We start from the raw sequence: 15,304 nt of genomic DNA on the forward strand, positions 1-15,304 counted from the left end.
GTACCTAATTTATATAAAGTATGCAATTTAATCAAAAATGATAATTAGAGCAATCAACTGTATATACTTTAAGTGAATTAAAGCCTACAGCTTATACACCCTAAAGATTTAATATGCCTTTTTAGTAAGCCCTTCATAAAACATAGCGAGCAAACCGTACATACTTAAAAGTCCGCCAATACACATTAACCCATAGGTCATTGTTTGTAGAGATTCAGGCTGAATTGCAAACCGGTACAGTCCTATATTTAATAACGTAATTCCCAGTACGGCAATTAAAATGATACTCACAAATCCTTTAATCATCACATTCCCTTTGTTTTAAACTTTGTGTGCTTATGAACACTTTTTACATAATGATTTATGTTGAAAATTTCTGCTTGAGCTAAAAAATTGATTTCAAGTACCCTGCCCCTAGCCAATATAAGTAGAGACCTATCATTACAAAATTCCCACCCATTGACATAACTCGCATCAAAATAAACATAATACTGCCACCGCCATCAGTAAGGCCATATTTGTAACTCACGGGGTAGTCAAAATAAATGCACAGATAAAGCAAGTTTAATGTTGCGATGGTATTTGGCTTAATTGTATAGCGTTCATTGTTTTTTAAAACCACAACCGCTTGGGAAATGTGCGATCGTTTTTCTTGATAGCCTTGCCCGTTTGAGCGCATATACCCGTAGCTAAATTGTATGTAATCTATATCGGCTTTAGCCATAGTTATGTGTTGCTGTTTAGATAATGGCTCGGTAACGATGGTTAATTCATCTTTACTTACTTCAAACGCGGCTTTGTAATTAAAGCCATACCTTTGCCAAATTAACACCTTTCGTAAAAAACATAGTCCTAGGAATAAAGGAATATATATATAAAACAACCCGCTAACCCAGTCCTCTTCAACCCAAACATGGCTATACAATGCAAGCGCTAACAATGCGATTGCAAATAAAAACTCAATGCCTAAATTTAGCCTAAATAATTTAGTCACTACCGGCATAGTGATTTTACTCGTGGGGGTCAGGGCGTCTTTTTCTGGTAAATTTACGAGCTTAAACCAAAACTTGTCATCTAATTGTATATCTAACTTTTCGCTTTGCATTAATAATCTCAACAGTAAATTATAAAAAAGAGCATGTAATATCAATTACATGCTCTTCTAGTTTTAACAAGCACGAACTAATCTTGCAGTAAATTTACCATATACCACTTACCGTCTTTAAGACCAAAACGGCATTTATTATACACTGTGCGCTGCTCTTTAAGTCTTTTATCATAGGCATCAAATTTGTAATATATAAATGCTTGCTCTGTATATCCCCATCTTTCATACGTTTCTTCTACAACACTATACTTAGTGTCCTCAGAGTAGTTAACAAGCTTTGATTCGACAAGACGAAAGTTTCTAATACCATCGTACTCTTTTTCATAGTATTTTTTATGTGTACTGTCAACGAGTTTTGTAATTTCCTTATCAGCATTAGGGATATGGTCAACGGGTGTAAACAGCTGCTTAAATAGCTGCTCATCTTTATTTTTTACTATTTCTACTGCTTTAAAACAGTTTTCTTTTGGGATTGTTAAATCAAGCTTTGCGTGGCATGTAAAGCTTGCTAATAACGACAATGGAATTAGGTATTTATTCATTATTTATCCTTAAAACATTAGGGCCTGACCTATTCGATTGAAAAGCTAACCGCGTTACTTTTTCCAAACTGATTACTTGCCCAGTAACGCCAGCCACTTAGTTGACGTGGCGTTTTAACTTTAATGGTTTTTTCATCTATATAAATGCTATTAACAGTCACATTTTTAAAATGAACAACCGTCTGCTCATTAAAATTTTCACCTATAAAAGTAATTGTTTCTCCAGCACTGATACTTCGCTTTTCAGGTTTTAAAAGTGGGGATTTGCTCTTATTAACTTCAATTGGTTGGGCATCACTAATAACCTCATCATGAGCTAAATATACATAAGCCTCGCCTATCTTACTTGGCAGCTCTATACTTATATATGTTTTGCTCCCTTCAATTCTAGCTATGGTAGGTTTTAAGTTAATAAGTTCATCAGGATATTGAAAAACAAGGACCAAATTTTTTGCATCTGCTGGTAAGCCATCTACTTCAAACTCTACTTTATCCCCAGCTCTAATAAAATCTCGAATAGAGTGCCCCTCAAAGGACATATTATAAACCCAGCGCACAAGTAAACGATTTTGATTAGGCCCTGTTAATTTAACAGTTTTAGATTTTTTACGACGTTGCGTATCGTAAATATCTAATATTAAATCGTCGTCATCATCTAAATCTAAGTGATCTAATTTTCCATCATCATCAAAATCAAGTGAATGGTTAAAATCACCAATTTCCAGTTCATCATCTATGGTATTACCATCAGCATCACGGTCTATATAATTTGGGAAGCCATCTTTATCTAAATCTTCAATGCCTTCTATTTTATCAGTGAAGGAGTCATCGTCAGAGTCGACATCTTGCCAATTCGGTATTCCATCACCATCAAAGTCTATGTCAGTACTACTATTTAATAAAACGTGCTCTAAACCATCTAAAATACCATCTTGATCTTGGTCATTCTTAATAAGGTTACTGCCAAATGCACGTTCCTTCTCATCATCAAAAGCATCTACATCTTCGTCATAAAATAAAACCATACTGTAGGTTAAATCAGGGCCACCACCGTAATTATTATCCATTACACTTAGTTGATAACGACCCGCCTCAAACATATGAAAATTAACAATATGTTTTCCCAATTTCTTATATTCACTAATAACATACTTACTAATTACTCTGCCTTCTGAGTCTGAAACATAAACTTGCGGGTCAAATCGTTTAGCTGCACTTTCAAATACAGCAGTGACCATAGTTCCATCATCAACGTTAAAACCATATAAATCACCTTTGTCTGTTCTTGATGAAATAACGCCCTTAACTTTAAAACCTTTACCAAGCTTTACTGCAGTTGCAACAGATGGGTTATCGTTAGGTTCTTTTTCAAAATAAACAGGGTATTGGGTTTTATCCGCATCAAACGGATAGTCATCTTGCTCATCAGGCACACCATCACCGTCTTCATCTTTATTTTGCCATGTACCTATATGGGTGGTTGGCTGAATATTTTTTGCATGTGAATTTGGTGTATAGGTTAGCGTGCAAAAAGCACAGCTAACACTTAAAAGCGAAAGATATATTAGTGGTGTTTTCAAGAGTCCATCCTTGTTTAATTATCCAATTTTTATAATTTAGTGCTGATAACGCTAAAAGCTAAAAAAGATGTGTATTAAGTACTTATATAATAAATACTTACTTTACACATCCTTAAGATTAGCATAGTGCGCGTGGCTGTTTTCCAACTAGCGAAAATGTTATCTATCTTTATTTTTAGCATTGAAAAATTACCAACTTAGCTTTTTAGCATTAACTAAGTTGGTTATATTATATTTTTAAAATACATTAATTTGCATCAGACAGCCTTTCAACTAACTCAACACGACGGTTAAGCTCGCGCCCTAGCTCATTTTTATTAGTCGCTGCCGGAGAATAAGGCCCAACACCTTGAGGGATTAACCTTGTTTTGGCAATGCCATAATCAGCGATTAACGTTTTAACTACCGCATTAGCTCTGCGTTTAGAAAGGTCTAGATTATATTCTGCAGATCCTTTGTCGTCTGTATGCCCAACAACATATAAACTCAATTTTTTATTTTTTTCAAGAACCTGGGCAATCACATCTAAAGATTGCTTAGATTCAGGTTTTATAACTGCTTTATCATAGTCAAACAGTACACCATAAATAGACGCTTTGCCCTTTTGCTTTAGTTGTTCTAGTACTTTATCGCTATTTGTTTCTATTAACCCCGTTATTAGTGGCTCGGTTCTCATAACAAAAAGCTGAATACGAGAGTCACCTTCAAAGTTGCCTATGAAAAACGCTACGTAAGTAGTCTGCCCCTCAAATGTGCTTTTCATAACTTGGTAACGAGGTTGACGCCAATAATTGTTAACACCTTTTAATGCAAGGATATCGCCCAATTTGATTAAGTCCTCACGAATTAATCTACTTCGTGTATTATTACTACAGGCACTTTTCTGGCAAGTGAAAACAGTTTCAAATCCTTCCTTTATTAGCGCGCTTAAATAATTGTGATAAATTTTAATAGTTGACACATTTTTCACAACATAAGTAATTTGTGTTAAATCGCCTACTACATCAAGCATTGGAAGCTTTCTGGTCTTTTTATCAGCAATACCAATAGGAATGCTAAATTCTTCATAATCTACTTGTTTGTAATCTTCAATGTAACTGCTAGGGTAACGACTGATTAACGGGTGGTCAGCCGACCCACCTTTATCTTTGCGAGGGGGTTTTGTTGTTTTTGTGTCATTTTGTTTTTTGAATGCATTAAAATCAGCTGAGATAAGGCCTGTTTCAATGTCTTTTATATCCACAGAGGTTAATAGCACTCTTGTTTTATTTTCATGTTGTCCTACGAATAATGAAATTGCGGCTTTAAGTTCGTCACCTCCTTTTGTAGCAAAAATATAATGAGGTTTGTGGAAATGGTTACCTGGGTTGAAATAGCCAGCTCGGTTACCTAATCGCTGTCTATCTCTTCGACTGTCGCCTGAATTACACTCGTTTAAAGAGCATCTGTAAATTACCTCAAAGCCCGCATCTTTTAAGGCGTTTTCATAGTTTTTTGTAACCTTTAACGAAGCTACATTTTTTATCTCATATGCGTAATGAGCTGTATCACCAATCAATTTTGTAAACTCAAACTGCTTAGATTTTTCTGCATTAGGATCAAACTTTGTCATTAACTGAGTTTCTTCACCCGCTAGAGTAACTGAATTATCTAGCTTTGCTTTTGGATACGGTGACAATAATGGCTTTGCTTGTACACTTGATACACCAATTAGATAAATTATAAATATTTGGAGTATTTTTATAACTTTATTGTTCATTAAAATTCCTTTTTTTATAGGTTCGGCTCTAAAAATTAGTTTATTTAGAAAACGTTAAATATTCTAATACTTTAACTCGTAAATTAAAACTTAACATATTAGTATGCATGGGTATTTTTTTATATTACAAAGCCAATGCAATTGGCTTTGAAAAGCCACTCATATCCGCTAGCCATTTTTTAATTAAGTTCTCATATTAACTTAATTAGAGCTAGGTTTTAACACGGCATGAAACCTGTTAAGTTACCTAGCCTATTTAACTAGTTTCCACAGCGATTTTGAAGCGCTCCAATATTAGTTACTTACTTAAAACTCAAAGAAATACATCGCTATTATAGGAAAGTTAGCTACAATGCCAGAAACGCGTAAGAATATATAGCCGATACTAGAGCCCCCTCCTTCAAATGATTTTTTATAAATTAATGGGTAATCAAAGTAATACAACAAATACAAAACATTAAACAACCCCACTCGGTTAACGTTCAACTCAATGTTTTCGCCTGTTTTAAGGTTTATAAAAGCCCTATTTAGCGCAGCATTTACTTGAATTTGTGTATCAGACACATGAGTAATAAAACTGTAATTAAATAATACCGACTCGATTTCATCCCTTTTGAATAGTCTGCTTTGTTTTAATGAATCATTTATAAATGGGTTAACTTTAATTTTATCTTTACTTATGGTCATCACGTGTTTTGAACTAAACCCAAACTTGCGCCATATAAGAATACGTTTTAAAAATAGGGTACCAATAAGAAGCGGTAAATAAACAACTAAGCTAGCTAAGCTATAGCTGTCAACTAACCAAAGTCCGGCTAACAATGAAAGCGTAATTAAAGTTGCGCTAAATAATAACTCTATTGGAAAAGACAAATGACATAATAAACGCAATAAAGGAAGTTTAATTTCACTCGTTGGGCATAAGGTATCTTGCTCTTTAAAGTGAACATTTTTAAACCATTTTTTATCGTCTAGACTGGTTGGTTGTTCTTTATTAGTCATATTTAGCTTCTTAATAAGTTGACCATGAGCCACTTACCATCGACTTGCCCAAACTTACATTTCCCTTTTATTGTTACGTTGTCTTCCTTTTTACCAAAAACCTTTGATGTCTTAAATGTATAATTAACCCACAGCTCGTCAGTATAACCATACTTCAATGCATTCCTTTGTGTTCTTTTAATTATACTATTTTTAGCATCCTCAAGCACCTCAGTACCAACGATTGTAAAGTTATGGATACCCAAATACTGTTTTTTTGTGTAATTAGCATGCTTACGAGCTAACATACCTTTTACAATACTTTGGTCCATATCTTTAGATAGCGGTGCATAAACCAGCTTGAAAAGCTCATAATCTTGATTTAAAACGATATCTACTGATTTTTTACAATTTTCGATTGGGATGCTGTAGTCAACGGCACTTGCCGTAAATGATAAAAGTAATGATTGAGCCAGTGTAATAAAAGCGATTTTTTTCATAGTTTTCTCCTTTAACTTTCGATTTGTATGCATTTTACTCATTTGCTGAGTTTATAAGTACACCATAGGCACTGTGCACTTTTCTGTTTAATAGGTTATCTGTTTATAAATTTTTAGCGTATCAATCAAAAAAATTTCTAATATCATCTACAAAAGGCTTATTAATATGCTCAGCTAGCTCTTTTGCGATATTTCTAACATTTTTATGTGCGCGACTGTAACCTAAAGTAACCCTAGATAAATTTTCAAACTCAACTTGATATTGAAAAAACTCTTTTTTTATAGGGTGGCGAGTGGCTATTACACTTGTGATATCCTTCAATTGATAATGAACAGTCCTAATTGGGTAAAGTGAACTGGATTTAAATTCAAGCACACTATTATTTGGTGGCACACTTAAGCGCGACTTTAAAAAAAGCAAATGCCAACACAATGTAGAAACACATACCCACGCAAATAGGTTAAAATCGGCTTTATCGTAAGAAAATGCAAATTGAGCAATACAAATAAGTCCAATAACAAAACCTGTAACTCTAAACATCCCCATATCTTTGTAAATATAAAAGGTGCCATCTGCTGATTTACGGGACTTTGGCTTCATAATAACCTCAGTATATTTGCAAATAAAAACAGCGCAAAAAAAGGCAGTGTAAGCTTGGCGTAATCTTTTATTCGCCATAAAACTGGCGCAGGGTCGTTTAGAAATGGTTTCATCTTAAAAATGTCCTTATTATTTTGATAGTTTTATTTAGTTATTAGCTCAGGGTTTGCACCACTGTGCGTTTTAATGAAAGCATTTGTGTTTAAAATTAAAGCTAACATTAAAGCCAGTGACTCAGCATCGCTTCGGCTATTTAATAAATAGCGTTGATTGGCAACTACTAACCGCCACTTATTTTGTAAATCAGTATCGGGCTCAACGGTAAACCCTTTACTATGTAAATAAGCATGTTGTTTGTGCTTTATACCGAGTATTGAAATACTGTAATAACAACCTTTGCTTGCAGTTGTAAATACCAGTAACACTTTGGCACTAAGCAATAAAAGTGATAAACATACAAACACCGCCGTTGCCCATGCGTAAAATGTTAAAGATAAACTTTGTGTACTTGCACCTAGCGCCAACACAGCAAATATAACCCCTAAGTTACTAGCGAGACCCGTTGCTTTGGTTTTAAATGCTATGTGATTCTTATCGCTTACCTTATCAAATATGTGGGAGTAAGCAGCCAAACTCTGTTTAAGTTTTTCATTATTCAATAGCATAATATTATTTGTTTTTATTTAAGTTACCTAAAACCCTTTTCAAGTCAGAACACAGTGACCCGCCCTTTTCTGCGCACTCATCCAACACGTGTTGAGCTTTTTCTTGGTCTGCCGTAACTCCTTTTCCATCTCGGTAGCCCTCATATACAAAGTACATAGCAGTCATGTTTCCAGCCTCGGCACCTTGTTGATAATACTCAAACGCTTTAACAGGGTCTTTTTTACCAAACGTTCCCTTTTCATATAACTTTGCGTAATAGTAAAAAGCGCTAGTATTACCCTGTTCAATAGCTTTGTCTAACCAGTAGCGTGCCTTATCAAAGTCTTGAGGGTACTCCCTACCAGAGCTTTGTGCATAAAGCCGACCTACTCTCGCCATCGCTTCAGCATCTCCTTGTTTTGCTTTGCCAAGCTGTATGTCAACATTGCGCTGCTCTTCGGTTGAAACCGTTGCGTATAGCGATTTATCGGTATCTGCTTGTAGTTCAAGCGATGCTATAGCGCTGGCTAAGCCAAGTACAATCGCTAATGGTAGTTTTTTCATCTGTATAGTCCTTATAGTAAGCGAGCAATAAAGGCCCGCACTCCCAATAATTTTATTTAATAACAGTACTCTGTGCACTGTTAACGTGTTTTATAAACTCTTACTCCAATACTTATTCTAACTAGGTATCAGATACGAACAGATCTTAGGCTAGTAATTCATATTAGGTATTTACGCAAATCTTTCTAAAAGTTATAGAATATTGAATTACTTTTACCCGAGTAATTTAAGAGATGAAGAGTTCCCTTTACCGCTTTATTTGGTACGTTAAAAGTTATTGATGTTGCCGATATATTATTTGGAACAATAGTTTTGCCACCAAATATAACCTTAGTGCCTTGTGTTGCCCCCGTTACGTTTAATGTGAAATTAGTACCTCGTTTAAGCATAACGAAAGACGGTCCTAAAATAAGTGGTACATCATTGCTATAAGATGAAATGTATATGTCATTTGTTTTTAAATCATCAACATATAAAAATGCTCTATGTTTTCCTTCAGGAATATTAAGCTTGAATCTATACTTAGCCTTGCTATAGGTGGGTATAAAATTATAAATATTGTCTTGTGAATAAATAACTAAAATTGGTGTTTTTGCACTTTCCATATTCATACCGTTTACAACAACGATATCATTCCCTCTCAATACTTCCTTAGTCGTTACCCCATTAATTAAAGAACTCACACTACTAATTTGGATAAATGGGGTTGAATCCATTGAAACACTTTCAACTTTTGCATAAGGATCAGAGTCATGAATATCTAATATGTAGTCACCATCATTATCTAAGTCTAAAAAATCAGCTATATCATCGTAATCCGAATCTAATGGTAAGCCTTTATCGTTTACCTTTTCTTGACTGTCGGGAGTTGAATCACTATCGCTATCTAGGTCAATAAAATTGTACAGGCCGTCTTCGTCTGGATCAGTGTACCCTTCGAGCTTATCACTAATTTCATCGCCATCACTGTCTTCGTCGAGCATATTTAGAATGCCGTCACTATCGAAGTCTATTCCAATAGATGCATCTACATAGTATCCATAAAAATCGGGGATCCCATCTTTATCGGTATCTTGACTATTAGGAAGTATCCCTAATGCCCTCTCTTTATTATCTGGGATACCATCAATATCTTCGTCATAAAAAACATCTACTTGATATTTGAAACTTGGATTTCCGCCTGAACGACTATCAATTACCCCCAAATGAAATAAACCATCTTTAGGGATGATAACTGTCACAAAAAAGGTTTTATTTTCTTTACTAAAATGTATTAAAGAAGAGTTAATAGCTAAACCATTTTCATCCGAAAAGTAAGCTTTAGGAGCAAAACTTTCAGACTCATAGGTAACTAATGCGGAAACAAAATCACCTTCTTTGCCTCTAAAACGATATAGATCGCCATTGTCTCCTTTGTTTGAAATAGCACCTTTTACCCTAAAAGGGATCCCAGCAGCTAAAGGTTCAGCAACACTGGGATTATTATTAGGTTCGCTGTCTTGAACTTCAAAAAATTTAGAGCGCGAATTATCAAACGGATAGTCATCCTGTTTATCAGGAACGCCATCGCCGTCTTCGTCTTTATTTTGCCAGGTGCCTACATGAGTTGTTGGCTGGATGGTTTTTGCGTGTAAATTTGTTGTATAGGTTAGCGAGCTAAAAGCGCAGCTGGTGCTTAATAAAGAGAGATAAAATAGTGATATTTTCAAGAATCCATCCTTGTTTGGTTATCCATTAAGGTATTTATTATTTAAAGCGTGTATTCAAACTCAAGTGGCTTTAGTGTTTTCACTTCAATCGATAAATCTTCTTTGCGTGTATATAGCACTACATTTAACGATAACGTTGCTTTGTTGTCACCTAAATGGTGTAACTCGGCGTGTTTATATTCATGTGTATAACCCGTGCCATAACCTTTTACATCATCATAGCTACAACGCATTCGCAGTTCAGAGCCGGTGCCTTTAATCGCTCTTTTACTTTTTAGCATACCTATAGGAAAATCAATCTTACAGGTACCCGCTTTTCCATCACCTTCTATTTCAACAACCAAAAAAGGCTGTGTTTTAGCATTCTCACGCATAAATCTTGATGGCTCAAAGCTAATCGCTTTTGTTATAACAACATCTTGTGTGCCACACCCAGTTAACACACTTGCAAGTAGTGGGATTGATAGATATTTTAATCTCATGTCTTTCCTTAGTTTTTTAAGTAAATTAAACAATAAAGCCCAATAAAAACCCGATTGGGAAAAGAGATAAGTAGGTTAATGTCCACCATGAAAAACGGTGTTTAGTTTTTACGTTATGCACTTTCGCTAAATAATTAACAATTGCTCTATAGTCACTTAAATTAAACGTATGTACTCCATAACGCTCTCCATTGACTGTTTTAATCGCTAAATGCGTACTTATGTAAGGACCAAACCACAGCAGCGGCGTTAACGGAAAATATTTGATATACATCGCCTCTATATCTTTAAAGGCAATAAATACCTCACGCTCACCTTTAAAATCTGGCATGGTTAAACCTTTGCGCGTGATAAATACATCGGCGTTGTAAAATGTTTTTTGTAACGAGGATTGCAATAGCACCAACCCAAAAAACAAAAACGGGGTAACCACAAACATAGTATTCAATGTTTGGTCAGCGTTTGAGTAACTCGGTTGACCATCAATAAAAAAGGAGGCGACAAAAGCGCCCAGTAGCATACCTAAAAACGATTTTACTCGGGTATAAGGCACCCAGCGCTTGTGTGCAAAACAGACTTGAAATGTATTCTTAAGCTTTTCAGATATTAAATTCATAATAATCAAAGTAGTCTATGATACATAAACCATTCGTTATCAAACTCTAAAAATGAGCATGATTTACCTTCATCACGTTCATCATTTTTAAAAGTATAATTTAAGGTATATTCTCGAGTGGCCTCAGGGTAAAAGCGAGCCATTCGTTTATCTACTGAGCTCTGTAAGCCTACTGGTAACATATTGCCATCTTCACTTACGCCTCCATAATCTAACATCGTAATAACCAAATTATTTAAATTTAGTTGCTCCCAATCCTCTTTGTAGTCTTTTATTGCTTTATCAACTTGCTTCCATGCTGTTTTACCTTCATTCCAGTTTTGTAATTTTGGCGGTAACTCTGCAAATAAAGCCTCTCGGTCTCCGGCTTTTATGCTTTGCCATGCGTCCATACAGCGTTTGTTAAAATACTCTTTAGCTGGCACTTCGCTAGCCATTAACAAAAAAGATGAGCTGACTAAAGGCCCCGCAATTAAAAGTGTGATTAATTTATTTTTCATTAAAATGTCCTTTTATTTTTTAAGATGAGCTGTAATTGCATCCGCAGCCGCCCATTTTAAAGTCATAAATTTTTTGCTTTTATATTTAGGCAATTGGTTATTATTTTCTTTAATATAATCCGCAAATTCAATTACTTCATTTAGCTTAAGTACTTGTGTGAATAAAGCTCTTAATTTTGCGGGTTGCTGTGTTCGGTTCACGCCACTTAAACCCCATGCAGTAGATGCAGCAAGAAATCGTGGTGTAATTTGTAAATCTGCTTGCCCTAAATAAAGTACATTTAAGTAATACTTTTGCTCATCACCAAAGTATAAGGTAATCGTTGTGGCGTTATTGCTAGAAACAGGCACGACGGCAACGCTGTTGTTAAAATCGACCGTTTTTTCTATGCCAGATATAAATGTACTTGCAACCACTTTAGAATTAGCAAACGACAAGGAGTCATCTATTGTTAGTGTTGTTTCACTAAATACAGCAATTTTAGATGCGTTACTTTTCCCATAACTGTTTTTTAAATATAATTTGCCTGATTCAGCATTTGTAGGAACTGTGAAACTTAAGCTAGTAGGAGAAGTTGCTAAAGGGGTAAGCTCTACCTCGTTTAAATACACTAAAGTATCGTCTGAAAAGTTTATTCCAGATAAAGTAACTTCCTGATTCGCTGAAGATTCTATAACCCCTTGGTTCACTATCAAGGGCGAGAATTGTTGATTAAACGAAAGTTCAATAGGTGCTGTACGTATATTTGCTGCACTATAACTAATACTTGTAGCATTGCGCGGCATAACAAAGTCAATATAATCCTTGCCATTGGCATTAACAGGAAGGTTAACGGGAGAAAGACTGCCCTTTATGTTGAAGTTTAAAAATCCATTTGATAAGTTTTCACCGTAAATTCGGTGTTTTTTATTTGCTAAAATAACACTTTCAACTTCTTGGCTGCCATTCAATAAATAGTAAATGTTACTAATCTCTAAATAATTATCGGTCCCATACGCGCCATTTGATGCTGAGTTTAGTGGTTCAGGATCATTTACATCTAAAATTAAATCGTTATCGTCATCTAAATCAATAAAGTTAGCTAATTCGTCTTTATCATGATTTAAAGGTCTTTGAGGATTTCCCGAATCTTTACCATCTATAATTGTGTTTGCATCGGAATCTAAGTCTACAAAATTACCCAAGCCATCTTCGTCTAAATCAAATGCACCTTCTAGTACATCTTTAATGCCGTCATTATCCGAGTCTTCATCAAGCCAGTTTGGTGTACCGTCATTATCAACATCAAGGGCATACGCTGAACCTAAATTAAACACGTAAAACTCAGTACCATCATAAATGCCATCGCCATCCGTATCCTGCGCATAACCTTTAAAGCCAAAAGCAGGCTCTAAAGAGTCATCAATTGCATCTACATCCTCATCTACAAATACATGTAATTGGTAATCGTAAGATTGCTTACCTCTAAACTCTTTATCATTAATAACAATATAATAAGTGCCAGACTCGCTCGGCTTTACTTGAATAGCCCGCTTATACTTACCAACAGCAGTAAAATTTGGTCCCCATGATTGAATAGCCACTACAGAGCTGTCCATTACTGCCATACCAGGGTCAAATTCATTACTTGAAGACGATAAAAGTACGGTCACTGCAACATCCTTTTCTAACTGGATTTTGTAGTAATCTAAGTCGTTCGCTTGCTGAATTCGGCCAGAAAGCTTAAATGGTAACTCTTCAGGTGCGACAGTCGCCACATCATTATTGTTATTAAACTCTTCTTCTTTAACAAATTCGTATTCACTTTTACTCGTATCAAACGGATAAGCATCAAGCTCATCAACCACCCCATCGCCGTCTTCGTCTTTATTTTGCCACGTGCCTATATGGGTAGTTGGCTGAATAGTTTTTGCGTGTAATGGTGTTATAAAAGCACAGCTTACGCTTAGTAATGAGATATAAAATAGAGGTATTTTCAAGAATCCATCCTTGTTGATTAGTCCGCTAAAGTAACAATTATTTGCCTAAAATTTATTCTTTTTTAGTTTATGATGTCATCGTACCTAATTTAATACAACCATTCAAACTTACATATCTATAGGCACCTAGTTATTGATAGATTTTGCAAACCAATCATGTATGGCGATACTGTATTTTCTTGGTAAGTTATAACCTAAACAAATCGTGCCAGATTTAGTTAGCAGGTAAGTCCTTCGCGCGACTTTGGCAGCGCCCCAAACATCGTCTAGCTTTATAACTTTGTTTTTGACCCCAGTAGCTTTAACTATTAAATCGCCATTGCTTACGCTAAACCGCTTACGGCCCATAACTAACATACTTAAATAACCCCCTAACACAATGAGTACTACCGATAAAACTGACTGTAGAGCGGCTGGTAAATATTGAGCTCCTACAAGGTCTGCATGGTTAAATAAAAACCAAATAGTAAATAATGTAAACAACCAAATTAGCATTAAGAGCGAGCAAAATTGCGGTGATGTAACGGGTCTGGCAGTTATTATTAACTCACCACCGTTACTTTGTTTAAAGTAACGGTCATTAGGAATATCAGCTGACTCTGTGCTTTTAGTTTTTAATCCATCAATACTTAATTTATGCCTACGATTACCAGCAACCAACGCCAAATCAGTATCAAAATGCGCCTCTAAAAAAGCAACTGATTTTAAAATATCTGAAAGTGTCGCAACGTTCATTGTGAGCTCTGGATAACTAAAAAACTTCATTGAAAAATGTTCTAGTACTGGCTTTTCTGGATCAAAGAATTTTTCAAACTCACCGGTTGTAAAGCCACTTACTTCAACAAGGGATAACTGTGAATTAATAATATGCTTTTTTTTAGTAACAAAGCCAAGCCAAGAGCGTGTACTGACAATATCTTTATTTTTAGCGCTTAGTATTACTTTATTGACTTTTAATACCGGCGTGCACAGCACCAAACCCAATAAAATTATTATACTGGACCAAACTAGCTCGCCTGTTTCATATATACCTATAACACTAATATAAATTAGCCATGCGCCTAAGCACATTAACAAAAAGTGAAATATAACCCCTGAGACTCCGCCATTATCTGTAAATATTAGCTGCTCATTACTTTGTTTTTGTAATTTATAACTCATTGATACACCAACACGACAAATGAATTTTTAATGATGAAAAAGGAAGGCTAAGCCTTCCTTATTGAGTTTAAGGTTTTTGACCTAAATACCAACGGCCATTTTCTGATTGCTTAAAATAACAGAGGCTTCTTTTAGTTTTATCCATTTTCCCAGCTTTAAATTCAAGCCTAATAGTTTTTGTGGCTTTTCCTTTGTAAGCTCCTTTTTCTATATTATTACTGATCTCTAAAAATTCATACTCAGTGATTGGCTCGTCACCAAACTTTTTGGTATGGTCATCAAACCAGCTTTTCTCAATTTTATCTTCCATATTTTTTACTGATTCAGGTAATAAATAAAAAAACAGTGTGGGATCATTTTTTAAATAACTGTTTACCATATAATCTTTACATACTGATTTTAAATTTTCATCTGAACCATCTTCAACTCCATGAAAACGCTCCATTGCAACAGTTGATGCACTAAATAAGCACCCTACTATGGCCGTTATTAATGTTTTATTTTTCACATTTATTCCTTGTGTTTCATTATTTTTAACCGCTACGCCAATTTAACAAAGTTAAAATATCAATTAAC

General features: G+C 35.1%; 17 protein-coding genes. All 17 read right to left on the minus strand.

Annotated features, from left to right (window positions below; all coding sequences use genetic code 11):
* Positions 1-108: 108 nt before the first annotated feature.
* Positions 109-291: a hypothetical protein gene (locus tag MTF68_RS02210; protein ID WP_157742997.1), complete on the minus strand. Its 183-nt coding sequence runs from the start codon at positions 289-291 to the stop codon at positions 109-111.
* Between the two features lie 94 nt (positions 292-385).
* Positions 386-1,105 (minus strand): hypothetical protein, encoded by a 720-nt coding sequence (locus MTF68_RS02215; protein ID WP_096041695.1) that lies wholly within the window; start codon positions 1,103-1,105, stop codon positions 386-388.
* Between the two features lie 77 nt (positions 1,106-1,182).
* Entirely contained in the window at positions 1,183-1,650 is a 468-nt protein-coding gene (locus MTF68_RS02220; RefSeq protein WP_096041694.1) for a hypothetical protein, read from the minus strand.
* 29 nt (positions 1,651-1,679) lie between these two features.
* Positions 1,680-3,230, minus strand: coding sequence for an IPT/TIG domain-containing protein (locus tag MTF68_RS02225; protein ID WP_248461534.1), 1,551 nt, complete (start codon positions 3,228-3,230; stop codon positions 1,680-1,682).
* A gap of 247 nt (positions 3,231-3,477) precedes the next feature.
* A complete protein-coding gene (locus tag MTF68_RS02230; RefSeq protein WP_248461536.1) occupies positions 3,478-4,989 on the minus strand; it encodes an OmpA family protein in 1,512 nt (503 codons plus the stop codon).
* Between the two features lie 306 nt (positions 4,990-5,295).
* Complete coding sequence (locus MTF68_RS02235) at positions 5,296-5,991, minus strand: hypothetical protein (protein WP_248461537.1); 696 nt, start codon at positions 5,989-5,991, stop codon at positions 5,296-5,298.
* Positions 5,992-5,993: 2 nt separating this feature from the next.
* The gene (locus MTF68_RS02240; RefSeq protein ID WP_248461539.1) at positions 5,994-6,470 is read right to left on the minus strand and encodes a hypothetical protein; all 477 of its coding nucleotides are present in this window, start codon (positions 6,468-6,470) and stop codon (positions 5,994-5,996) included.
* Positions 6,471-6,591: 121 nt separating this feature from the next.
* A complete protein-coding gene (locus MTF68_RS02245) occupies positions 6,592-7,149 on the minus strand; it encodes a hypothetical protein (protein ID WP_248461541.1) in 558 nt (185 codons plus the stop codon).
* Positions 7,150-7,214: 65 nt separating this feature from the next.
* Positions 7,215-7,736, minus strand: a complete 522-nt coding sequence (locus MTF68_RS02250) for a hypothetical protein (protein WP_096041688.1) — start codon at positions 7,734-7,736, stop codon at positions 7,215-7,217.
* Positions 7,737-7,740: 4 nt separating this feature from the next.
* Positions 7,741-8,280, minus strand: coding sequence for a tetratricopeptide repeat protein (locus tag MTF68_RS02255; protein WP_096041687.1), 540 nt, complete (start codon positions 8,278-8,280; stop codon positions 7,741-7,743).
* 185 nt (positions 8,281-8,465) lie between these two features.
* Positions 8,466-9,989, minus strand: coding sequence for a cell surface receptor IPT/TIG domain-containing protein (locus MTF68_RS02260; RefSeq protein ID WP_248461543.1), 1,524 nt, complete (start codon positions 9,987-9,989; stop codon positions 8,466-8,468).
* A 41-nt stretch (positions 9,990-10,030) separates the two neighbouring features.
* The gene (locus MTF68_RS02265) at positions 10,031-10,471 is read right to left on the minus strand and encodes a hypothetical protein (RefSeq protein WP_248461544.1); all 441 of its coding nucleotides are present in this window, start codon (positions 10,469-10,471) and stop codon (positions 10,031-10,033) included.
* 25 nt (positions 10,472-10,496) lie between these two features.
* Entirely contained in the window at positions 10,497-11,087 is a 591-nt protein-coding gene (locus MTF68_RS02270) for a hypothetical protein (RefSeq protein WP_248461546.1), read from the minus strand.
* A gap of 5 nt (positions 11,088-11,092) precedes the next feature.
* Positions 11,093-11,587, minus strand: a complete 495-nt coding sequence (locus tag MTF68_RS02275) for a hypothetical protein (RefSeq protein ID WP_248461548.1) — start codon at positions 11,585-11,587, stop codon at positions 11,093-11,095.
* Between the two features lie 12 nt (positions 11,588-11,599).
* A complete protein-coding gene (locus tag MTF68_RS02280; RefSeq protein ID WP_248461550.1) occupies positions 11,600-13,567 on the minus strand; it encodes a hypothetical protein in 1,968 nt (655 codons plus the stop codon).
* Between the two features lie 126 nt (positions 13,568-13,693).
* Positions 13,694-14,728 (minus strand): hypothetical protein, encoded by a 1,035-nt coding sequence (locus MTF68_RS02285; RefSeq protein WP_248461551.1) that lies wholly within the window; start codon positions 14,726-14,728, stop codon positions 13,694-13,696.
* Between the two features lie 67 nt (positions 14,729-14,795).
* A complete protein-coding gene (locus MTF68_RS02290; protein WP_248461553.1) occupies positions 14,796-15,236 on the minus strand; it encodes a hypothetical protein in 441 nt (146 codons plus the stop codon).
* Between the last annotated feature and the right edge of the window lie 68 nt (positions 15,237-15,304).

The sequence above is a fragment of the Pseudoalteromonas sp. 2CM37A genome (assembly GCF_023161885.1).
GTDB classification, from domain to species: domain Bacteria; phylum Pseudomonadota; class Gammaproteobacteria; order Enterobacterales; family Alteromonadaceae; genus Pseudoalteromonas; species Pseudoalteromonas atlantica.